The following is a 21,037-nucleotide window of genomic DNA, read 5'->3' on the forward strand; positions in this document are numbered from 1 at the left end:
TTAATAGGCGAAATAATATCAAAACGCTCAAAATTTCAGTGCCAATAAATTTTTCGTAAAGCCGAGGCTAACATTCAGGGTTAATTTATTTCTAAAAAAATATTTTTAAATCGAGATATTTTAATTGACAGTAATTTCTTTTGCTCTTATACTTATGTATATAAATAAGCTTACATAAAGTAAGTTGAAATGGAGGAATTAATTATGGCAAAAGAAAAATGGGTTTTAGATGCAGCTCATAGCAGTGTTGATTTTTCTGTAAAACATATGATGATTTCAAAAGTGAAAGGAACGTTCCATACGTTTGATGCAACAATTGAGGCTGACCCGACCGATTTAACAACCGCAAATATTGATTTTGTCGTTGATTTGGCAAGCATTGACACAAGAAACCAAGACCGTGATGGACATTTAAAATCTGCAGACTTTTTTGATGTAGAAAAATACCCAAAATTAACGTTTTCTTCTACAAAGATAGTCAAAACAAGGGATAATGAATATGATGTGACCGGTGATTTGACCATTCATGGTGTTACACGATCAGAAACATTCAAAGTGGAGCTCGTTGGATTATCTAAAAATCCGATGACTGGTGCTGAAACTGCTGGTTTTTCTGTCAGCGGACAAATCAATCGAAGCAATTATGGATTAACATGGAATGCTGCACTAGAAACCGGCGGCGTACTTGTTGGTAATGAAGTAAACATCTCGCTTGAACTCGAAGCAACAAAAGGATAAGCAAATCTGCCAGGTGATCACAAGAAGAAAAGTGGTCAGCTGGCATTTTTGTTGTTTTTTAGTTAATTTTTTCACTACATTTACTTATACATCTATATACTTCAGTGCCCAAGTTTGTAATTCCTTCATCACCGGATTTAATGCCAATCCTTTTTCCGTTAATGAGTATTCCACCCGGACCGGCACTTCCGGGAATACTTGTCTTGATACAATCCCCAGTTTTTCCAGATCCTTAAGGCGTTCTGAAAGGAGTCTGCCGCTAATCGGTATGGAACTTTCGATTTCACAGAACCGCATGGGACCATTCATTAATTGGTAAATAATTAATCCTGTCCATCGTTTCCCAATGATTTCAAAGGCCTTTTCTACCCGTGGACAAAGTGTCGGTTCCAACATCATCACCCCACTTTAACATGATTTTATCTAAAGAAAACTCGGCGACTGCCGAGCCTTTAGGTGAGAGCAGAGCCGCAAGAGCACTTATGCGTTAGGAAAGTAGAAATTGAAAAATTTATACTTTCCTATTAACTAAAAAAGAATACGATCTACGTAAGCAAGTTTATCCCATCTTAATGGTGAGTCAACACCCCCACCTCAAGATTTTCTAGTTTACCAAGAAGATAGGTAGCGTTGAAATGCCCCGTAAAGGTCCGATTGGTTCGACTAACCATCAGTGGGGATGGAGAAAAACCCTACTGATGGAAGTTTCACTTTATAATCATAATAACATGAATCGTTCAAATCCTATAGGTCATTTTTCTCACCTAGATGATTGAATTGGATGATATTTAATTATTTTTGGTAAGTGTTTTTTTATAAATTCCGTTACATTTTTCATTTTTTTTCTACTTCTATTCATAATTTATTCATAATTTTTGTCTAAAATAATTGTAGAAAAAAGAGAGGGGAGGTTAATAAACATGGAAGATTTCACAAACAAAAATCATGATGAATCTTTCGACAAACCAATTGATAACGATCAAAATGTTGATCAAAATGCGATGAATAAAACGACAAAACAATCGGATGGGAATGATTTACAAACAAACGAGGAACATGCAAATTCCCAAGAAACTGTTCGTCATTCTTCAACAAATACAAGCAGTGACCCGAACGATCATTTGAATGAGGATAGAAATAAGAAGAAAAGGAAATTCAATGTCAAAACAATCGGATCAAATTTATTAGTTGGTATCATAAGTTCTGTATTAACAGTTGGTCTTGTTTCTTATTTTGGATTTCCGGCAAATGGAAATGATGATGGAGATACGACATCAGACGCGAAAGTAGTTCAACCGGTTTCAAAAGATGCGGTGTATACGAGCACGTTTACAAAAGCAGATCAAGCAACCATTGCCGATATCGTTGAAGAAATGTCACCGACCATTGTTGGTGTTATTAATCTTCAAAAAATGCAAAGTCAGTTTAATTTGCAATCAGAAAGTGTTCAAACCGGATCGGGTTCGGGTGTCATTTTTAAGAAGGATGATAAATATGGTTACATTATTACAAATAATCATGTCATCGAAGGGGCAAACGAGATTCAAGTATCATTATATAGCGGTGAAAAAGTAAAAGCAGAAGTCGTTGGTGCCGATGCATTGACCGACTTAGCAGTTCTGAAAATTGACGGAAAATATGTTAATGAAGTAGCTAGTTTTGGAGATTCCAGTCAATTGCGTACCGGTGATGAGGTGATTGCGATTGGAAATCCGCTTGGTGAAGAGTTTTCAAGAACGGTAACCCAAGGGATTGTCAGTGCTACCGAACGTTCGATATCAGTTAATACATCCGCAGGGGAATGGGAAATCACGGCTATTCAAACGGATGCAGCCATTAATCCCGGCAATAGTGGTGGTGCTTTGATTAATGCAAATGGGGAAGTTATCGGAATTAATAGTTTAAAAATTGCTGAGGACGGTGTGGAAGGTTTAGGATTTGCGATTCCGAGTAATGATGTAATTCCAATTGCTGAAGAGTTGATTAATAACGGTGAAATTAAACGGCCATATTTAGGTATTCAAATGTATGATGTATCGAATATTGTTCAATTTTATCGTCAGAGTATGTTTGGAAACTTGGAAAACGGTATCGTCGTTGCCGCTGTTGAACCGGACTCACCGGCTGCTAAAGCAGGTTTGAAAGTAAATGATGTCATTGTTGGCATTGATGGAAATGAAATAAAAAATGTTACCGAATTAAGAAAATATTTATATAGCAAAGTAACACCGGGTGATTCCGTTAAAATCGATTTTTACCGAGATGGAAATAAACAAACTGTAACGGTGGAAACGACCTCAAGCTAAAGATAGGGAAACGGGAGGGAGTAGTACGAATCCTTCCCGTTTTTTATGGGAATTAGTACTCCTATTAAGATTTCAGTCAAACGGGCGCGAGGAAACCTATAAAACGTCCGATTGGTTCGGTCAAATAATCAGTGAGGATATTGATTCCCACCAAAGAATAAAGTTCCCTTTTTGAATATGTTTGTTTTTAAAAACTTTCCATTTTCCAAGATTTGTACTATAATATTTTTGACAATTAAATCAACGTTTCCACAGGGGGAGCTGTTGCTGAGAGTGAATAGCAATCGTAAAGAGAGCTATTCAGACCCTTTGAACCTGTCTAGTTAATACTAGCGTAGGGATTGTGGAAGAGAGGTAGGATTTATTTTCTACTTTTCTTAGCTTCCTATGGAACGTTTGATAAAAAAACATAGGAGGTTTTTTTATGCGTTCAAAACAATTACAACCATTAATTGAGTCTGCCATTATGGCGGCATTGGCACTGATCATTGATTTGTTGCCGTCAATTCAATTGGGACCATGGATTAGTATGTCATTTGCTATGGTACCGGTATTTATCGTTTCTTTCCGTTGGGGATTCCGATATGGTGTAGTATCCGGGTTGCTTTGGGGACTGCTGCAAGTAGTAACAGGAGATGTTACTTTTCTTCACTGGTTCCAATTTCTTGTTGAATATTTTGTTGCATTTGCTTGTGTCGGATTTGCCGGCTTATTTATGAATGTAATACAAAGGAAATTTCGTGAAGGACAAAAATTGGCCGGTTTAGGTTTTGCTGTTCTCGCTATGTTTATCGGTAGTGTTGCTAGATATATATGGCATTACATTGCCGGAATCGTTTTTTGGGGAAGTTACGCACCTGAAGGACAGCCGGCTTGGGTATATTCTTTAATCGTAAATGGCTCGGCTTGGTTGGGTTCATTTTTGTTCTGTTCGTTTGTTATGGCGTTTCTTTTGTCAGCATCTCCACGAGTTTTAACAGTAAGCCGAAACCAATAAAGTAAATAAGGAAGGGGGCTATCCAATTAGGAGCAGCCCCTGTTTTATTTTAGTATAAGAAAGTATAAAAATACAGGTAAATAACTCGGGATCAGTTTTATTGTCTAGCTCCGAGCGCCCGCTTATATCCATTCAAAAAAGTTAAAAAATGGGAACTGTTTTACATAAAAAAGTTGAAAATGGGGATTCATAGGAATGGTACAGAAAACAAGAAGGGATTTTATTTGAGTAACTTAGAATGGTTGTCTCGAATTGAACAAGCAATCAGTATAAGCTTACCTGAAGTGAGTGCAAAATTTGATGACTACGAAATTCGGTTAACCGTGAATACGACGAAAAAACACCCGTCACTATCTTTTTATACAGAGATAGATACAAAGATTTTTGAATTTTGCACCATTTACTTCGATCCGGTAAATCAAGAACTTTATTCTTACTATTGGAATGAGGATTTTGAATTAAATTCAAAAATTCTTTTTACTGAGTTGGAAGAGATCATTGACTTTATCTATGATGCATTTTTTGACTTTTTGGATCATGTTGAGGAAGATGACGAAAACGAGCAAGTGGAAAGCAGTTAAGAAAATGAAGAATTGGAAGACGAATTCCCTTATAGCGAGATTGATGTTATTGAAGAAAATATTCAGTGGATTTCAAATAATAAACATTTAGAAATTGAACAAAACTGGAACGGTGGTGACCATTTTACTATTCTTTTAAAATTAGGTGTCAATACCGAGAATGGGGACGGCTTGCTCTATCGAAGTGTGATTTTTGAGGAAGATGAGAATGAAGTACAAGAAACAAATTTCTTCTCATTTAAGGAAGAAGAGGCAGAATATGTAATCGACTTATTAAATGATTATATCCGCTATCTAGAAAAGGAGTAAGCAAAATGAGTATTAGGGCTGCTCCAGGCACTTGGAACTTCCCTAATACTCGAAACCTAACTGAATTAATAAAAGTCAAACGTTTCTTATAAGGATTCCGCCAGATCATACCAATAATGGCACAGTGTCTCCATCCCTTTATAAAAGTTTTCTAAATGAAAATGTTCATTGGGTGCATGAAAGTTTTCACTGGCCAAGGCAAATCCAAGCAAAACAACCGGAATATTTAATGTTTCATTAAAATCGGCAACAATCGGAATTGAGCCACCACTTCTTGTGTAAGCCACTTTTGTCCCGTAAACTTTTTCACAAGCACGTCCGGCAGATTGGATAGCCGGGTGATCAAATGGTGTTAAGAAAGGTGAACCTTGGTCAAATGGAGTGATTTGAACGGTAACCCCTTTAGGTTTATGATTTTCAATATGTTTTACTAATAATTGAAAAATTTCTGCAGGATCTTGATTTGGAACGAGTCGGCAAGTAATTTTTGCAGTTGCCGTATTAGGTAATACCGTTTTAATGCCCTCACCTTGAAAGCCGCTATACATGCCGTTAATTTCCAAGGTTGGACGATAAGAAGTTCGTTCATAGAAGCTATAACCGGGTTCGCCAAACAGTTCCGGTACACCAAGTTCTTGACGAATTTTTTCATCATCAGAAGGGACTTGAGCAATTGCTTTCTTTTCTTCTTCAGTAATTTCCTCAACTTTATCGTAAAATCCCTCTACTAAAATTCGACCTTCACTGTCATGAAAAGAAGCAAGAATTTCAACAAGGGCATGGGCTGGATTTTGCACTCCGCCGCCGAAACTGCCGGAATGAAGATCACTATTAGCCCCTTTGACATCAATTTGCAAACCGGTTAAGCCCCGCAGACCATAACAAATCGACGGTTTACCTTTATCAAGCATATCCGTATCAGAAATGACCAACACATCCGCTTGCAGCATTTCTTTATGGCTTTGTAAGAAAATCGGTAAGTTCGGGCTGCCAATTTCTTCTTCACCTTCGAAAATGATTTTTACATTAACAGGAAGTTTTCCGTCCGTTTGAAATAGCGCCTCAAGTGCTTTAATATGCATAAATACTTGTCCTTTATCATCGCTGGCACCACGGGCATATATTTTTCCGTCACGGACTTCCGGGTCAAATGGAGGTGTTTCCCATAAGTTTAACGGGTCAACCGGTTGGACATCATAATGACCATAAATAAGCACGGTCGGTTTATTTTCGGCATGAAGCCAATCTCCATATACAACAGGATTACCTTTTGTCTCCAGCACTTGAACATGTTCGAGACCAATTCTTGTCAGTTCATCACGGAGCCATTCTGCTGCTTTAAGGACATCTCCTTTATGTTCAGATAAGGCACTGATGCTGGGGATTTTTAAAAATTCTTTTAATTGCTCCAAGTTTTCGCTTTGATGAGTTTCTAAATATTGTTGGAATGATTGTGCCATTTAAAATTCCTCCATATGATTTTTGCTATTTTTGACAATTTTACTCCAAATTGGTGAGAATTTCCAGTCACTAAAAAAATGACATCAAGGCGAACCTGCCGTGATGCCTCATATTTTTATTATTTATCTTTTTTGTATAATTTTATTTCAAGTATATCATGTTCAAACCGTGTATCTATCTTGAGTTCATCAATCGACATGGGAAACGTAACCGTTCGTATTTTATAATTGTGGGAATGAGGATGATTTTTCTTGTGATCCTTTACTTTTATGGAAAGTTCTTGTCCGTTAACAGCAACATGGATATTTTCCTTTTGACAAGACGGTAAAAGTGCCTCAACAATAAATTCATTTTCAGTTTCGAATAAGTCAATACGAAATACTGTTTCATCCAAGTAAGTTGTAAGTGGATCAAGAAAAAACTGTTCAAACCAGTTTTCAATTAATTTGGAATCAAATGGGGCGTTTTCATCTTTCCCATTCATTTTAGGTCCCCCCAAATTTGAGCTATATGAAAATATATCGTATTACCTTTATTTTACGTATCACTTATTATTTAGTGACATAAAAAATTCGTTAAATTATTTGAATTTTATATATTTGATATTGAAGACTACAACAAATTACATCCCATGCCCCGGATTATTATTTTTTCTTGAATGATTTTGGTTTTTTACCTTTTTTGACCCACTTAACGGTTCGGGCTGTGTTCCATTACCATCACCTTTTCTGGCATTTTTCCGTACGTCTGAACCATCATTTTTATTCATTGTTTTCCCTCCTTACAATTTTAGGGGACCTTTGAGTATAGCATGTTCATAAAGAATGAAAGATAATCGAATAAAATTTTTCCTAATGAGCACGATAAAAAAGGGGTGATATTATGCCTTACCATAAAAATAAACAACAGGCGTTTCAAGCGGCGGAGCAAGGAATGGAACAAGCTAGAGATATTTATCAACAGCTTGATCCGTCTTCATCGGAATACGGGCATTATCTGCAACGTTTGAAGCAGGAAATTGATGAAACGGAACAACAACTTGAAAACGCACATGAAGTAGCTAGTGAAACGCAAAGAAAACAACTGGAGAATTACCAAGCAGAGATTGATACAATGAAACAAAATCTAGAATAAGCTTTTTGCGACTATTCCATTGGGATAGTCCTTTTTGAGTTTTTTTCACATTTACTGTTGACAAGTCTTCTTAAAAGCAGTAGAATATTCTTTGTCAACAGAACGGGGTATTAGCTCAGTTGGAAGAGCAGCTGACTCTTAATCAGCGGGTCGCAGGTTCGAGCCCTGCATGCCCCATCAAGGTAAAAAGCAATCAATTATTTGATTGCTTTTTTTTACTTTATAAAAAATAATAGTAAATTGACTATAGGAAGGTTTTTGTCCGGCTCCAGCCACTTTGCAATTTTTTCTGGTTGGCAGGTAATTATCGTAACATAATAGTTTTCATTTTTACTGATGGTTATTTCAGTAAAATGATAAGAAAAAATTATGTATAACAATAATATAGTCATAATTTACTTATCTTATAAATTATATTAATATAGACTAAAAGGAAAGTTATATTGGACTTCGAATGTCTAACTTTTCTACTATTTGCTTTAAGGGGGGAGTTATTTTGTCAAACAAAGCACTATACGATGCAAAGAAATCCTTTCAACTAAACGGAAAACGATATCATTATTATCGTCTGAAATCAATTGAAGATGCAGGGGTAGCAAAAATTTCCCGTCTACCTTATTCGATCCGGGTATTACTTGAATCAGTCCTTCGACAAGTAGATGGACGTGTCATTACAAAGGAACACGTTGACCATTTGGCAAAATGGGGTTCTGATGAAGTGAAGGATGCCGAAGTACCGTTCAAACCTTCACGAGTAATCTTACAAGACTTTACCGGAGTTCCTGCTGTAGTTGATCTTGCTTCGCTCAGAAAGGCAATGGCAGATCTTGGTGGTGATCCAGATCAAATCAATCCGGAAATACCGGTTGATCTAGTTATTGACCATTCAGTACAAGTTGATAAGTACGGAACAAATGATGCATTGCGTTTAAATATGGAACTCGAATTTAAGCGTAATGCAGAACGTTATCAGTTCCTGAGCTGGGCACAAAAAGCATTTGATAATTACCGGGCTGTACCACCGGCCACAGGTATTGTTCACCAAGTGAATTTGGAATATTTGGCCAATGTTGTTCATGCTGTGGAAGAAGGCGATGGAGAATATATCGCATTCCCTGATACGTTAGTAGGTACTGATTCTCATACGACAATGATTAACGGTATTGGTGTACTTGGTTGGGGTGTCGGCGGTATTGAAGCGGAAGCAGGGATGCTCGGACAACCGTCTTATTTCCCTATCCCGGAAGTCATTGGTGTTAAATTGACAAATCAATTGCCAAACGGCGCAACAGCAACAGATTTAGCTTTAAAAGTAACGCAAATTTTACGGCAAAAAGGGGTAGTTGGGAAGTTTGTCGAGTTCTTCGGACCGGGTGTATCAACATTGCCGCTTGCTGATCGGGCAACCATTGCCAATATGGCACCTGAATACGGGGCTACTTGCGGTTTCTTCCCGGTTGATGAAGAATCTTTGTCATACTTACGGCTCACCGGACGCAGTGAGGAACATATTGAATTAGTAAAAACTTATTTACAAAATAATGATCTATTCTTTACACCGGAAAATGAAGAACCGGTTTATACCGATGTTATTGAGCTTGATTTATCAACAATTGAAGCAAATCTTTCCGGGCCAAAACGTCCGCAAGATTTAATTCCATTGTCAAAAATGAAAGAAGCATTTCATACAGCAATTAGTGCACCTGCCGGTAACCAAGGCTTCGGCTTAAAACCTGAAGAATTAGATAAAGAAACAACAGTTACTTTCGCCGATGGGTCCAATGTAAAAATGAAAACCGGTGCTGTTGCCATCGCAGCAATTACGAGCTGTACAAATACATCGAACCCGTATGTTATGCTAGGCGCCGGACTTGTTGCGAAAAAAGCTGTTGAAAAAGGTTTACAGCCACCGAAATATGTTAAAACGTCTTTGGCACCAGGTTCAAAAGTTGTTACCGGTTATTTAAGAGATTCCGGCTTATTACCTTATTTAGAACAAATCGGTTTCAATCTTGTCGGTTATGGTTGTACAACATGTATTGGTAACTCTGGTCCGCTTTTACCTGAAATTGAAAAAGCTGTAAGTGATGCAGACCTTTTAGTTACATCCGTTTTATCCGGTAACCGTAACTTTGAAGGACGAATTCATCCACTAGTTAAGGCTAACTATTTAGCTTCACCGCCTCTTGTTGTTGCCTATGCTTTGGCCGGATCAGTGGATATCGATCTTCTAAACGATCCAATCGGTAAAGATAAAGACGGAAATGATGTTTTCTTGAAAGACATTTGGCCGACAACAGATGAGGTAAACGATTATGTAAAACGTACAGTTACACCGGAATTATTCCGCAAACAATATGAACATGTTTTCGATGATAATGAACGGTGGAATGCCATTGAAACGAGTGATGATCCGTTATACAATTGGGATTCGGATTCAACATATATTCAAAACCCGCCATTCTTTGAAAACTTGAAACCGGAACCTGATGAAGTAAAACCATTAACCGGTATGAGAGTAGTTGGTAAATTTGGCGATTCTGTCACAACTGACCATATTTCTCCGGCAGGATCAATCGGAATGAATACACCAGCCGGAAAATATTTAAGAGAAAAAGGTGTTGAACCACGTGATTTCAACTCTTATGGTTCTCGTCGCGGTAACCATGAAGTAATGATGCGCGGAACTTTTGCAAATATCAGGATCCGTAACCAAATTGCACTGGGAACAGAAGGCGGCTATACAACTTACTGGCCGACCGGTGAAGTTATGTCAATTTATGATGCTTGCATGAAATATAAAGAAAAAGGTGTTGGACTTGTTGTTCTTGCCGGTAATGATTACGGTATGGGATCATCACGTGACTGGGCGGCGAAAGGTACGAATTTACTTGGAATTAAAACTGTTATTGCCCAAAGCTTTGAACGGATTCACCGCTCCAACCTTGTATTGATGGGTGTTTTACCATTACAATTTAAACAAGGTGAAAGTGCGGATACACTTGGTTTAACTGGAAATGAAATCATTGATGTTCATATTGATGAACATGTCAAACCACGTGATTTTGTAAAAGTTACTGCGAAAAAAGAAAATGGCGATGTTATTGAATTTGAAGCACTTGTTCGTTTCGACTCGGAAGTTGAAATTGATTACTATCGCCACGGCGGTATTTTGCAAATGGTATTACGTGAAAAACTACAGAAAAAAGCAGTTACGAAAAACTAATTCATATTATCTTTAACCTGTCCTTTATAGAAGGGCAGGTTTTTTTATACGTTAAGAAAGTATAAATTTCCAGCAAAGAAGTGAATTCGACGTAGTTGGAAATTTTAAGAATTAAGTATAAGTGCATAAGGAAAGCTTCAATGGACAACATCGCAGCCGAAAAAATTTTATATTTTTTCGGTGAACTAGAGAAGCTTCGGTAGCATTACCTCGCAAGCGAAAATGTATTTTCGCTGACTACGGCTTTGCTTTCGCCTAAAGGCTCGGCAATCGCCGAGTTTTCTTTAATTTTTTCTAAATCAACAAAAAAATGTCAAATTTTTGTCATAATTTAGCGAGCTTTTGTCAATAATATGTGATATTATGAATATAAAGGAGTGTGAGAAAATTGGGAAAAAGTAGAAATCGCTCATTTTCCGAACTTGTTAAACAAAATAAATCACAAATTTTAAAGGATCAGGAAATTATGGAAAAAATTGAAAGAAAAATTGAAGAAAAACAAATAAAAAAGGCAGAATAAATTTTGGAAAAAATGTAAGCGTCGACATTGCTTACATTTTTTTCTTTACATAACCGGTTGTATTAGATACAAGATAAATAAAGTGTAGGGTATCTCCACACGGATGGTTAGTTGAACCAATCGGACGCATGCGGGCAGCCCGTCCACATTTAACTTCTTTCTAAACTCGAAAATCTTGAGATGGGAGCTTATTGCCCGTTAAGGCGGGATAAAAGAGGAGGGATAAGATGAGTAATCCAAAAAGGAACGCTAAAGCATACCAACCGGACCATATCGGAATGCAGACAAGGAAATACGGAGGAAACAAAGGGAAGAAAATGCAAGATCAATCCGGTCAGCATGCTCAAGTAATTCAAACAAAAGGGGAATAACGCCAAATTACTTATTCAATTTTATTGTATTCGTATAGTTTTCCGATAACTGTTAAAAATAAGATAGAACCTTTATTACATCAAGGAGGGGCTAAATTGAATGAATCATACTCCGAAACCGGATGATCGGTCTGATAATGTAGAAAAACTGCAAAATATGGTACAAAATACAATTGAAAATATTCATGAGGCTGAACAATCTATGAAAACAGCTAGTGAGGAACAACAGCAACAAATTCGTAACAAAAATGAACGTCGGCGAGAAAGCATTGCGGCTATGCGGGATGAAATTAAAGATGAATACCATTCGCAACACGAGTAATTAGGTACTATAGGGAGGTCTTGACGATCTCCCGTTTTGTTTTCATTGTCTTAATTTGCATTGGAAACCTTTTCAAAAGTATAATAAGTGAAAATAGCATTAGAAAGTGATTTATATTATGAATAAAATGAATAGCAGTAAAGCTGAGCAAATAAAGAAAACCTATAGTGAACAAGAAATGCTTGACTATCTCATTTCTAATTATGATCAACTGAAATCTGAACAACCTAAATATTTAGCTGATCTGATTGTGTCCTTTACAAATCAATTGTTAAATACAGGCATGAATCAACAATTTATTAAACGTTGGCTGGAGCATGCTTTGAAAATCGATCCGAAAAATAAACCGGCCCTTTCATCTTTAAGTACATATCGTTTGCAGGAAAAAAGGCAACTGACTAACTCACTTGTATTCCCGCCGCTAAGGGAATCTGATAATCGCTCCCAACGGCAATCGACATTATTAAAATACAGACAAGTATGTGAATCATTTTTATTGCTTGCCGATGAAGAATTACAGCAGCTCCAGCATGAACTTTTATTGTTTAAAGACAATGAACAAATGAAAAAAACGTATGATGATCTTATCGAGGTACTTGAAAAAATTATTGAAGAAATTGTTCAACTCCAAAAACGGTTAAATGACTTTGATGAATTATCCGGACGGACCTTTTATAACGTCAATCAAGTTGAACAAATCCAGGAAACCGTAACAACAATTACTGAATTGAAAAACAGGTGGATAAATTATTTTGTGGATCCAGCCGAGGACCAAGAAACAACAGCACTGCAACAGTTAAACGAAATGATCGGGTTAACAGATGTAAAAAGAAGAATTGAAAACTTTTATCGTTACTTAAAATTTCAAAAGTCACGAAAAGAGTTCGGATTGCAAACGAAAGATGAACCAAGCCTAAATATGATTTTACTAGGAAATCCGGGTACCGGAAAGACAACGATTGCTCGTTTACTGGCAAAAATTTACCATGAATTGGGTGTTTTGCCAAGTGAAGAGGTGATTGAAACAAACCGATCCCAACTTGTCGGTTCATTCGTTGGCCAAACGGAAGAAAATGTACGAATGATTGTTGAAAAAGCACTGGGTGGTGTTTTATTTATCGATGAAGCATACAGCTTAAAACGGACCGGGCAATCCGGAAATGATTACGGTCAAACCGCAATCGATACGCTTGTTTCCTTAATGACAAGCAAGGAATATGGCGGAAAGTTTTCAGTTATTTTAGCAGGTTATCCCGAAGAAATGCGCCAATTTTTAGATGCGAATACGGGGTTGCGGAGTCGTTTTCCGCAATCAAATATAATTGAACTGCCCGATTACAGCTTGGAAGAATTGCTGGAAATTGGTCAAAAAATTGCCAGAAGCAATGATTTTCTTTTAACAACAAAGGCTAAAAAATCTTTAGCTTATTTAATTGAACAAGAACAAGTAGATCAAACGTTTGGAAATGCCAGGGCAGTACATAATTTAATTATGCAGGCAATTTTTCAAAAAGGGTTTCAAAAACAATCAACTCAACCGGAAATATTTTTTTACACTGTTCTTGATGAAAATGATTTCAAAAAACCAGCCAAAAATGAGCAAGATTCTTTATCGCCAATTGAAAAACTGAATAAACTCGTTGGATTAAAAGAAGTAAAAGATGCGGTGCAAACATATATTTCTTTTGTCAAAATGCAGACACTGAGAAGAGAACATAATTATCCTTCTGTACCGATTCAGCTTCACTCGGTTTTTACCGGAAATCCCGGTACAGGAAAAACAACGGTTGCCAAAATTTATGCAGAATTATTGAAGGAATGTGGCATGTTGAAACGCGGACATCTTGTTGTAGTAGGGAGGGCGGATTTAATAGCGGGCTATGTTGGCCAATCTGCTTTAAAAACAAAGAAGAAAATTCAAGAGGCACTTGGCGGTGTCCTTTTTATCGATGAAGCTTATTCTTTATTTCGGGAAAATAATCAAGATTACGGGAAAGAAGTTGTTGATACGATTGTTGATGAAATGACAAAACACGGGGAAAATCTTGTCATCATATTGGCCGGTTATCCAAATGAGATGGAGCAATTATTGGAAAGTAATCCCGGTTTAAAATCACGCTTTAAAAAGTTTTTCCATTTTGAAGATTACTCGGCAGAAGAATTAATTGCCATTATGAAGCTTTTTGCAAAAAGTTATGCTTACGAGCTGGACAAAGATGCTGTTCAATTATTGCAACATGAATTATCGATAAAGAAACCAAAAGGGAATGGTCGTTTTGCCGAAAATTTGATTCATGAGGCAATTCAACAACAATCTCTACGGTTAATGAAAACAGACCATACTTTGGATTTAGCATGTGTTAATAGACTCACAAAAGAAGATATTAATGCTGCCTTTCAAATTTTACTAAAGGGAGAGTAAGTATGTATATTTCTACAATAAAAATACCAGTACGATATGCCGAAACAGACCAAATGGGCGTTGTTTACCATGCAAATTATTTAGTTTGGATGGAAATTGGCAGAACAGCTTTAATTGAAGAGTTGGGCTTTAAATATGCAGATCTTGAAAAAGATGGAATACTTGCACCAGTCCTTGATATCCAAGTTTCCTATAAAAAACCTTGCAAATACGGAGAAACGGTTCAAGTAAAAACTTGGATTGAAGATTACAATGGATTAAAAACAGTCTACGGTTATGAAATTTGGAAAGAATCAGGGGATTTAGCTGTAACGGCAACTTCTTCCCATGTTTGTGTAAAAAAAGATAGTTTCAGGCCGGTATCCATCAGAAAAACCCATCCTGATTGGCATGCCGCCTATGAAAAAGCGAAAAGAAGACAATAGGGGGGATATGGATGGCTTTTGGTATTACCCGCCAGCATGTAAATGAATGGAAAAGAAGGATTGATCAAGGGGAAATTGCATTTTTAACGCATTATTGGTATGATGAGCGATTTCCTAAGGCAAAAACTGTTACAAAAGTTGGATGCAAAGATATAAATAAATTGATCCGATGGGGAGAGCAATACGGTTTAAAAAAGGAATGGATTCATCATCGAAAAGAAGGATACTCCCATTTTGATCTGTTGGGAGATGTTGAAAAACAAATTTTGGAGCAAGAAGGGTTATGGGAATCTTCCCGATTTTTTAATAATTTTTAGATTGTTAATGGCAACTCTAGGAGCTTCATAATGTTTAAATAAATGAATGGTTGCTGAAAAGATTTGAAAATACCAGATCATTTTTATTACAATGATTGGGAATGGGTTGATAACGAAAGGGGCAAGGGATGAAGGTGAAATTAAACTATTTAACTATTATTCTTATTCTATTTTCTTTATTTTTAACGGCTTGTAATGCTTCAGCGAATAAAACAACAAATGAAGAAGAAATACCCGAATTAGTGGAAGTTGATTTACAAGTCCCGGAAAAAGCTGAAGTAGGGGAAAAGGTTTTAATCAAAGCACATGTTACCCAAGGCAATGAAGAGGTTGATGACGCTGATGAAGTCGTATTTGAAATTTGGAAAAACGGTAGTAAAGATGAAAGTCAAATGCTTGATTTCACAAAACAGGAGAAAGGAAATTATCAATTAGAAACAAACTTTGATTCATCCGGTGTTTACTATATTCAAGTTCATGTAACTGCAAGACGGATGCATGTGATGCCAAAACAACAAATCATCATCGGTGATGTTGATCCAAGTGAATTAACAACTACTGAAGAAACCAATCATCATGATCATCATTAAAAATATTGTGTAAAACCGAAATATAAATAGTAAAGACCAAGAATGCTTTTCACATTCTTGGTCTTTAACTTTGCTAATAGGAAAGTATAAATTTTTCAATTTCTACTTTCCTAACGCATAAGTGCAACTACGGCTCTGCTCTCGCCTAAAGGCTCGGCAATCGCCGAGTTTTCTTTATCAATAAAAATCCTTTTATTTTCTTTTCTTTTTCTTCTTTTTGTTAGGGGCTTGATATGACTTTCTATCTGTCCCTGATACTGCTTGGGTTGGCTGTGGTGTAACCGGGTATAATTTTCGTGTTAAATACGTTTGGCCAATTAAGAAGATACCACTGACCGTCCAGTAAACAGCCAAAGCTGATGCTGTTGATAGTGAGGCAATTAAAATCATCGCCGGAGACATGATGCCCATCATCTTCATCATTTGCTGTTGTTGTTGTGCTTGTTGTTCGTTTTGTCCAGGTGTAATATTTATCGGCGTTGTTGCCATGGAAACTTTAAATTGGAGAAAATAGGCAATACCTGCTAAGATCGCCATCCCCCAATCGGCTTCTCCTAGATTGAACCATAAAAACGAATGATCTGAAATCTCTGGAGATAGTCGGATGGCATAGTAGAGCCCGGTCCAAACTGGAATTTGCAATAAAATTGGAAGACAACCCATATTCAACGGATTGAAATTATGTTTTTGATATAACGTCATCATTTCTTGTTGAATTTTGACTTGTTCTTCCTTTGTTTTTGCAGCTTTTAACCTTGCTTGGATTGCTTCCATTTCCGGTTTCATTACTTCCATTTTCTCGCGCATTTCTTTTTGTTTCTTCGCTGTGTTTAAAGCAAATGGGAGAAGAACCGTCCTTAAGATAATGGTAATGACAATGATAGCAATTCCATAACTATTTCCAAAAAATTCTCCTAATGCCTTAATAGAAATAATAAATGGTCTGACGAGATAGTCATGAAATGCGGCACCTTCCGTTTCAGCTGCTGCACATCCAGACAATAAAATAACGGTCAGCAGTAACGAAATGGACAGAAAAAACGATTTTCTTTTTTTCAATATTATTCCTCCTCTTAGTTTCTCTAGTCTGTTTTTAGTATTGAAGGAAGAATAATCCGTCAGGTTCATCTGCACTACTACTTTCTTTCCTTCGAATGGTTTTTGGCAACCATAGTAAAAAAATATCCAATCGATTAATAGCCTGATTAGTTAGATTGGGATCCCCAATAACTAGAAATGTATCAATATTTTTTAATGGATATTGGGAAGTGTGAATTTGCGACCATTGTTTATAAATAAAAATTAATAAATACAGTAAGACAAATACATAAGACGAATAAATAAAAAGATCTTGATACGTTTCTGTCAACATTTCTATCATAGGTTAAACCCCTTATTTTTCATTTCCATTATCATTCATTTTATTTTCATAAAAGGATAATTATAAAGTGTTTAGATACAATCATCCTCAACCATTGAAACGATTACCATTTTATATGAAGTCCATCCAGGAAGTCAAGATTACCTGTAATCTTGTAAAAAAAATTCCTCTTCTAAAATAATGCCATATTTCATATCTATTAGTAAACAATGAAATTTAATAGGTGGTCTTAAAATGAAGCAAATATTAAAATTCCTCTTCTTTCTATTTTCTCTTATATCAGTAATATCTACTGTTGTTACTAGTCAATCAAATTTATTCTTTTCAAGTTTTTTTTTACAGGAAATTCAAGATGATAAAACAGATTCAGAGTTTTTTTTAAGAATGATAGCTTCAGAGAACCATTATTATTCGAAAATGTTAACAAGTGAAGATCATTCTCTTTTTACCAATGCGATCAAAATTGCAACAAATATTAATATAAAAGATGTCCGAAGTTTGATATTTGATGAGGTGCCGGGATTATTTGCCATGACATCCGATATTTTAGTAGCAGGAGAAGGTACCGATTTTACCAATTTACCCATTGAATCATCTCCACCGATTGAAGAAGTTTTAAAGGACCGTGAAATTGTTGAAGGAAGCTTGGATAATCTTGGTGGTGATGAAGCAACACCGCCTGTCAAAAAGCCAGAAAAAAATACCGTATTTATTTACCATTCTCATAGTAGAGAATCATTTCTTCCCCACTTGAAAGATGCTAGTAACGCTTCCGACGCACAGCATAAAGAAGTGAATATTACCATGGTCGGGGAACGATTAGGGAAAAAATTAATGGAAAAAGGCATTGGATCTGTCACTGATAAAACGGATATCCCGGAATTATTGGCGGCAAAAGGTTGGAAATACCCGAAATCATACGATGCATCTCGGGAAGTTGTCCAACAAGCATTAGCTCAAAATAATGATTTTACGTATTTAATTGATGTTCATCGTGACAGTGCGAAACGGGAAACAACAACGACTGAAATCAATGGAAAAAAATACGCAAAACTATATTTTATTGTTGGGAAGGCTCATCCGAATTTTGAACAAAACGAAAAAATTGCCCTTGAATTAAATCAAAAGCTGAGAGAAAAATACCCGGGTTTAACTCGAAACGTATTCAGTAAAGATAAAAGCCAAGGTAACGGCGTATATAATCAGGATCTTTCACCAAATGCTATTTTAATCGAAGTTGGCGGACCGGAAAATACATTGGAAGAAATGTTTAATACGATCGATGTATTTGCGGAAGTTTTTGCCGATTACTACTGGGAAAAAACGGATGCAGTAGAGGTAAATAATTAATAAAAAAGCGTAAGTAGCGTCCGTATAGCGACTGAAGCTGGACGGCAGAAATTCTCTAGGGTTGTTTACCAGTATTTTTGGAAAAAGCCGGCTCTTGCTTTGGCCGGCTTTTTTACAACCATTTTACTTTCGGCTCGGTTTTGTCTTTGATCCGCTTGATATTAGCTCGGTGACGGTAAAAAATAAATCCGCTTAATAAGAATACGATAACAATTAACGGGATATCTCTTGTAAATAACGAATAAATAATGGCAACAACGCCTGCAACCATTGAAGATAAAGAAACATATTTTGATAAATACAATGTAATTATAAAGATAAGAATGAGAATGATAAAAAGCACTGGCTCATAATACAAAATTACACCGCCTGAGGTTGCTACCGCTTTTCCCCCTCGAAAATTAGCGAATATAGGATACATATGACCGAACGCAGCGACTGCACCGATAATTAAAGGGGAAATTGACCATTCTAACGATATTTGAAAGTAGGAAAATATATCAGCCAGTCCGGTCGCCAAAGTTCCTTTTAATATATCCGCTACCATAACAACAATTCCGGCTTTCACTCCCAGTGTACGAAAAGTGTTCGTTGCTCCCAAATTCCCGCTTCCATGTTCACGAATATCAGTATTATAAAAAACTTTCCCGATAATTAACCCTGAAGGAATCGAGCCAATCAAATATGCTAAAACAAATAAAATCACGGTGTTCATTATAAATTACCCCTTTAAAAAACCAAATGGATTCTTTTATGATTATACACAAAGAATAAAGCTTTTAATAGTCATTAAATTGATGTTCGGTCAGTTTTTTTTCCGGATTTTTTGTACTTATCATGAAAAAAAGCCGACTTTTGTCGACTTTTTTCCTACTATTTTGGTAACCATGTTATAATGTTATATATTTCCATTTATTATTCGGGAGTTTGTCTATTCAATATACTGCTGAAAAATAAACAACCATCAGCAAAACCTTGTTTAAACATTTTTAAATCATATTCATCGCTCGTTTGAAAAATAACGTCTCTCATTTGTGCAGCTAAGTATTTTTTTTCTTCAGGAAGATAGTGTTCGATTTGATTTATGTATTCTTCCCATTTGTCACGGGATTTTGAGCATGCTTTATTATGAAACTGCATGCGAATATACTCAATTCTTTCCAGTGCAATTTGGTTAAAATGATGATCGAAGGTAGGAGAGTGCATATGAATTCCACCTTTATTCATATATTGAATACATTTTAAATTATTATCTATATATAGAATAAAACATTATACACCATTTGTAAATAAGAAAATTATAAGTAATTTTTGATAATAGTAAGTATCACGTCTATACATAGAGAAATTGCCTTTCCATACATAAAAATGACAAATAGAAAACAGGGAAGACCATCGAAAAAATTGTTGGGAGTGGTAAATCGTGATAAATGATCAACAAATTGGCAAATTAATCAGGAAAATCCGAAAAGAGAAAGGATACACGACAAAACAATTAGCTGAGAAACTAAATATTTCCCAACCGAAATTATCCAGAATAGAAACAGGTGCACAACCGATCCCATTAACTTTGCTTTATCAATTTTGTGTTGCTTTACAAATTTCGTTAGCGGATTTTTGTTTTCTATTGGAAGATAATAATAATATTAATGAAATTATGAGCGTAAGGGAAAATTCTTCCATTTACGATGATTTATCGAATTCCTCTTTAACAAAACTGTTAACTTCATTGAGTTTGGAAGAACGAAAAGCAATTATCCAATTTATTCAAGTATTTAAAAAGAGATAACCCCCAAATTGATAAAACCAGTTTGGGGGTATTTTGAGAAATCAGTAATCCTACCTTAACGGCGAGTCAAGACCCCACCTCAAGATTTTCGAATTTACAAAGGGATAGGTGGGGGATGAAAGGTCCGATTGGTTCAATTAATCTTCAGTGGGGATGGAAAAACCCCTCTGAAGGAGAATTACTTTCTATAAGATTTCCAAGTTTACTAAAAGAGCAAGAATAATTTGTAACAATAATTGAATATTTACTGCGAGATTTACGTCCGTCGTATTGACTTCTACACAGCGGGAATTTTCAACAACTGTCTTTTGAACATTAACTTGCTTAATACCGGTTGATGAAAATAAAGTTTGCTTGATTTCTTCAGCATCATCAGCCGAAGCAACAGCGATGTTAATAATAGCTGCGATAAACGCATTTAACGAAGCGACAAGAGAAATAGCTGCTTTTGTATCGGTTGTATTGACTTTTACCTCAGCTGAATCCCGAACGAGAATCAGTTCTTGAGATATTTGATATTCTCTTACAGTTTGAGTAGCTGATTGATCATCATCATTATGTGGTAAATTGCAGCTTAGCGGGTGTTCTGATGTCGGGTCAAGCGCATTCCAGTCTGATCTTCTCTCTCTTGATTCTTCTAAATTCACTCGATATGTTTCCTGATTCAATTGAATTCCTCCTTTTTTTCATTTACTATAAAATATGCAGTGTCTTTTTTCGTGATAGGGACAACTATCGGAGGCTATTTGCCTTTTTTTAGAATAAGAAAGGATAAGAAATACAGGTGAAAACCTTTAA

25 protein-coding genes, 1 tRNA gene and 1 riboswitch are annotated in these 21,037 nt (G+C 36.1%); of the genes, 17 read left to right on the forward strand and 9 right to left on the reverse strand.

Annotated features, from left to right (window positions below; genetic code table 11):
• Positions 1-204 precede the first annotated feature (204 nt).
• The gene (locus BT1A1_RS08485) at positions 205-738 is read left to right on the forward strand and encodes a YceI family protein (protein ID WP_034770035.1); all 534 of its coding nucleotides are present in this window, start codon (positions 205-207) and stop codon (positions 736-738) included.
• Between the two features lie 84 nt (positions 739-822).
• Here BT1A1_RS08485 and BT1A1_RS08490 read toward each other — a convergent pair whose 3' ends face one another.
• Positions 823-1,134, reverse strand: coding sequence for a winged helix-turn-helix transcriptional regulator (locus BT1A1_RS08490; protein ID WP_034770038.1), 312 nt, complete (start codon positions 1,132-1,134; stop codon positions 823-825).
• Between the two features lie 524 nt (positions 1,135-1,658).
• On the opposite strand from BT1A1_RS08490, the gene BT1A1_RS08495 reads away from it, so the two are divergent.
• The 4 genes from BT1A1_RS08495 to BT1A1_RS08510 all read left to right on the forward strand — a co-directional run bounded on the left by BT1A1_RS08495 (position 1,659) and on the right by BT1A1_RS08510 (position 4,931).
• Complete coding sequence (locus tag BT1A1_RS08495) at positions 1,659-3,044, forward strand: S1C family serine protease (protein ID WP_051989070.1); 1,386 nt, start codon at positions 1,659-1,661, stop codon at positions 3,042-3,044.
• Positions 3,045-3,288: 244 nt separating this feature from the next.
• Positions 3,289-3,403, forward strand: a riboswitch (TPP riboswitch).
• A gap of 65 nt (positions 3,404-3,468) precedes the next feature.
• A complete protein-coding gene (gene thiT / locus BT1A1_RS08500) occupies positions 3,469-4,041 on the forward strand; it encodes an energy-coupled thiamine transporter ThiT (protein ID WP_034770042.1) in 573 nt (190 codons plus the stop codon).
• 224 nt (positions 4,042-4,265) lie between these two features.
• A complete protein-coding gene (locus BT1A1_RS08505) occupies positions 4,266-4,622 on the forward strand; it encodes a hypothetical protein (RefSeq protein ID WP_034770043.1) in 357 nt (118 codons plus the stop codon).
• A gap of 12 nt (positions 4,623-4,634) precedes the next feature.
• A complete protein-coding gene (locus BT1A1_RS08510) occupies positions 4,635-4,931 on the forward strand; it encodes a hypothetical protein (protein ID WP_034770044.1) in 297 nt (98 codons plus the stop codon).
• A gap of 86 nt (positions 4,932-5,017) precedes the next feature.
• Here BT1A1_RS08510 and BT1A1_RS08515 read toward each other — a convergent pair whose 3' ends face one another.
• The 3 genes from BT1A1_RS08515 to BT1A1_RS17890 all read right to left on the reverse strand — a co-directional run bounded on the left by BT1A1_RS08515 (position 5,018) and on the right by BT1A1_RS17890 (position 7,161).
• Positions 5,018-6,391 carry a dipeptidase gene (locus BT1A1_RS08515; protein WP_034770045.1) on the reverse strand — a complete coding sequence of 458 codons (1,374 nt, stop codon included), beginning with the start codon at positions 6,389-6,391 and terminating at the stop codon, positions 5,018-5,020.
• A 119-nt stretch (positions 6,392-6,510) separates the two neighbouring features.
• A complete protein-coding gene (locus BT1A1_RS08520) occupies positions 6,511-6,876 on the reverse strand; it encodes an Hsp20/alpha crystallin family protein (protein ID WP_034770047.1) in 366 nt (121 codons plus the stop codon).
• 138 nt (positions 6,877-7,014) lie between these two features.
• A complete protein-coding gene (locus BT1A1_RS17890) occupies positions 7,015-7,161 on the reverse strand; it encodes a small acid-soluble spore protein P (protein ID WP_072012675.1) in 147 nt (48 codons plus the stop codon).
• Between the two features lie 113 nt (positions 7,162-7,274).
• On the opposite strand from BT1A1_RS17890, the gene BT1A1_RS08525 reads away from it, so the two are divergent.
• The 10 genes from BT1A1_RS08525 to BT1A1_RS08570 all read left to right on the forward strand — a co-directional run bounded on the left by BT1A1_RS08525 (position 7,275) and on the right by BT1A1_RS08570 (position 15,719).
• Positions 7,275-7,526, forward strand: a complete 252-nt coding sequence (locus BT1A1_RS08525; RefSeq protein ID WP_034770049.1) for a hypothetical protein — start codon at positions 7,275-7,277, stop codon at positions 7,524-7,526.
• A 104-nt stretch (positions 7,527-7,630) separates the two neighbouring features.
• Positions 7,631-7,703: transfer RNA gene (locus tag BT1A1_RS08530), tRNA-Lys, on the forward strand.
• A gap of 319 nt (positions 7,704-8,022) precedes the next feature.
• Positions 8,023-10,752, forward strand: a complete 2,730-nt coding sequence (gene acnA / locus BT1A1_RS08535) for an aconitate hydratase AcnA (RefSeq protein WP_034770051.1) — start codon at positions 8,023-8,025, stop codon at positions 10,750-10,752.
• A 388-nt stretch (positions 10,753-11,140) separates the two neighbouring features.
• On the forward strand, positions 11,141-11,272 hold the full coding sequence (locus BT1A1_RS08540) for an FbpB family small basic protein (RefSeq protein ID WP_043988134.1): 132 nt from the start codon (positions 11,141-11,143) through the stop codon (positions 11,270-11,272).
• Positions 11,273-11,499: 227 nt separating this feature from the next.
• Complete coding sequence (locus BT1A1_RS08545; RefSeq protein WP_034770056.1) at positions 11,500-11,643, forward strand: acid-soluble spore protein N; 144 nt, start codon at positions 11,500-11,502, stop codon at positions 11,641-11,643.
• Between the two features lie 100 nt (positions 11,644-11,743).
• Complete coding sequence (tlp, locus tag BT1A1_RS08550; protein ID WP_034770057.1) at positions 11,744-11,965, forward strand: small acid-soluble spore protein Tlp; 222 nt, start codon at positions 11,744-11,746, stop codon at positions 11,963-11,965.
• Positions 11,966-12,083: 118 nt separating this feature from the next.
• Positions 12,084-14,387, forward strand: coding sequence for an AAA family ATPase (locus BT1A1_RS08555; protein ID WP_034770059.1), 2,304 nt, complete (start codon positions 12,084-12,086; stop codon positions 14,385-14,387).
• 2 nt (positions 14,388-14,389) lie between these two features.
• Positions 14,390-14,812 (forward strand): acyl-CoA thioesterase, encoded by a 423-nt coding sequence (locus tag BT1A1_RS08560; protein ID WP_034770060.1) that lies wholly within the window; start codon positions 14,390-14,392, stop codon positions 14,810-14,812.
• Positions 14,813-14,823: 11 nt separating this feature from the next.
• Positions 14,824-15,129: a hypothetical protein gene (locus tag BT1A1_RS08565; RefSeq protein WP_034770062.1), complete on the forward strand. Its 306-nt coding sequence runs from the start codon at positions 14,824-14,826 to the stop codon at positions 15,127-15,129.
• A gap of 128 nt (positions 15,130-15,257) precedes the next feature.
• Positions 15,258-15,719 carry a FixH family protein gene (locus BT1A1_RS08570; protein WP_034770064.1) on the forward strand — a complete coding sequence of 154 codons (462 nt, stop codon included), beginning with the start codon at positions 15,258-15,260 and terminating at the stop codon, positions 15,717-15,719.
• Positions 15,720-15,911: 192 nt separating this feature from the next.
• Here the strand turns inward: BT1A1_RS08570 and yidC are convergent, their stop codons facing one another.
• Positions 15,912-16,778 carry a membrane protein insertase YidC gene (yidC, locus tag BT1A1_RS08575; RefSeq protein WP_034770066.1) on the reverse strand — a complete coding sequence of 289 codons (867 nt, stop codon included), beginning with the start codon at positions 16,776-16,778 and terminating at the stop codon, positions 15,912-15,914.
• A 34-nt stretch (positions 16,779-16,812) separates the two neighbouring features.
• Positions 16,813-17,100: a hypothetical protein gene (locus BT1A1_RS08580; protein ID WP_034770069.1), complete on the reverse strand. Its 288-nt coding sequence runs from the start codon at positions 17,098-17,100 to the stop codon at positions 16,813-16,815.
• Positions 17,101-17,334: 234 nt separating this feature from the next.
• Between BT1A1_RS08580 and spoIIP the strand changes: the two genes are divergently transcribed.
• Positions 17,335-18,450 carry a stage II sporulation protein P gene (spoIIP, locus tag BT1A1_RS08585; RefSeq protein WP_034770072.1) on the forward strand — a complete coding sequence of 372 codons (1,116 nt, stop codon included), beginning with the start codon at positions 17,335-17,337 and terminating at the stop codon, positions 18,448-18,450.
• A 112-nt stretch (positions 18,451-18,562) separates the two neighbouring features.
• Here spoIIP and plsY read toward each other — a convergent pair whose 3' ends face one another.
• Complete coding sequence (gene plsY, locus BT1A1_RS08590; protein WP_034770073.1) at positions 18,563-19,165, reverse strand: glycerol-3-phosphate 1-O-acyltransferase PlsY; 603 nt, start codon at positions 19,163-19,165, stop codon at positions 18,563-18,565.
• A gap of 200 nt (positions 19,166-19,365) precedes the next feature.
• Positions 19,366-19,656 carry a hypothetical protein gene (locus tag BT1A1_RS08595; RefSeq protein ID WP_034770074.1) on the reverse strand — a complete coding sequence of 97 codons (291 nt, stop codon included), beginning with the start codon at positions 19,654-19,656 and terminating at the stop codon, positions 19,366-19,368.
• 217 nt (positions 19,657-19,873) lie between these two features.
• Here BT1A1_RS08595 and BT1A1_RS17415 point away from each other — a divergent pair, with 217 nt between their 5' ends.
• Entirely contained in the window at positions 19,874-20,239 is a 366-nt protein-coding gene (locus BT1A1_RS17415) for a helix-turn-helix domain-containing protein (protein WP_051989071.1), read from the forward strand.
• A 185-nt stretch (positions 20,240-20,424) separates the two neighbouring features.
• On the opposite strand, the gene BT1A1_RS08605 is transcribed toward BT1A1_RS17415, so the two are convergent.
• Positions 20,425-20,907 carry a spore coat protein gene (locus BT1A1_RS08605; RefSeq protein WP_081912316.1) on the reverse strand — a complete coding sequence of 161 codons (483 nt, stop codon included), beginning with the start codon at positions 20,905-20,907 and terminating at the stop codon, positions 20,425-20,427.
• Positions 20,908-21,037 lie beyond the last annotated feature (130 nt).

This window comes from Caldibacillus thermoamylovorans (assembly GCF_000751775.1).
Classification (GTDB): Bacteria; Bacillota; Bacilli; order Bacillales; family Caldibacillaceae; genus Caldifermentibacillus; species Caldifermentibacillus hisashii.

Bases quoted from the DNA above. Each gene is read 5' to 3' on its own strand.
- BT1A1_RS08525 (WP_034770049.1), top strand. From the start codon at position 7,275: ATGCCTTACCATAAAAATAAACAACAGGCGTTTCAAGCGGCGGAGCAA.
- BT1A1_RS17890 (WP_072012675.1), bottom strand. From the start codon at position 7,161: ATGAATAAAAATGATGGTTCAGACGTACGGAAAAATGCCAGAAAAGGT.
- thiT (WP_034770042.1), top strand. From the start codon at position 3,469: ATGCGTTCAAAACAATTACAACCATTAATTGAGTCTGCCATTATGGCG.
- BT1A1_RS08515 (WP_034770045.1), bottom strand. From the start codon at position 6,391: ATGGCACAATCATTCCAACAATATTTAGAAACTCATCAAAGCGAAAAC.
- BT1A1_RS08570 (WP_034770064.1), top strand. From the start codon at position 15,258: ATGAAGGTGAAATTAAACTATTTAACTATTATTCTTATTCTATTTTCT.
- BT1A1_RS08580 (WP_034770069.1), bottom strand. From the start codon at position 17,100: ATGATAGAAATGTTGACAGAAACGTATCAAGATCTTTTTATTTATTCG.
- BT1A1_RS08520 (WP_034770047.1), bottom strand. From the start codon at position 6,876: ATGAATGGGAAAGATGAAAACGCCCCATTTGATTCCAAATTAATTGAA.
- spoIIP (WP_034770072.1), top strand. From the start codon at position 17,335: ATGAAGCAAATATTAAAATTCCTCTTCTTTCTATTTTCTCTTATATCA.
- BT1A1_RS08595 (WP_034770074.1), bottom strand. From the start codon at position 19,656: ATGCACTCTCCTACCTTCGATCATCATTTTAACCAAATTGCACTGGAA.
- BT1A1_RS08495 (WP_051989070.1), top strand. From the start codon at position 1,659: ATGGAAGATTTCACAAACAAAAATCATGATGAATCTTTCGACAAACCA.
- BT1A1_RS08555 (WP_034770059.1), top strand. From the start codon at position 12,084: ATGAATAAAATGAATAGCAGTAAAGCTGAGCAAATAAAGAAAACCTAT.
- BT1A1_RS08545 (WP_034770056.1), top strand. From the start codon at position 11,500: ATGAGTAATCCAAAAAGGAACGCTAAAGCATACCAACCGGACCATATC.
- BT1A1_RS08490 (WP_034770038.1), bottom strand. From the start codon at position 1,134: ATGTTGGAACCGACACTTTGTCCACGGGTAGAAAAGGCCTTTGAAATC.
- BT1A1_RS08560 (WP_034770060.1), top strand. From the start codon at position 14,390: ATGTATATTTCTACAATAAAAATACCAGTACGATATGCCGAAACAGAC.
- BT1A1_RS08485 (WP_034770035.1), top strand. From the start codon at position 205: ATGGCAAAAGAAAAATGGGTTTTAGATGCAGCTCATAGCAGTGTTGAT.
- tlp (WP_034770057.1), top strand. From the start codon at position 11,744: ATGAATCATACTCCGAAACCGGATGATCGGTCTGATAATGTAGAAAAA.
- BT1A1_RS08565 (WP_034770062.1), top strand. From the start codon at position 14,824: ATGGCTTTTGGTATTACCCGCCAGCATGTAAATGAATGGAAAAGAAGG.
- plsY (WP_034770073.1), bottom strand. From the start codon at position 19,165: ATGAACACCGTGATTTTATTTGTTTTAGCATATTTGATTGGCTCGATT.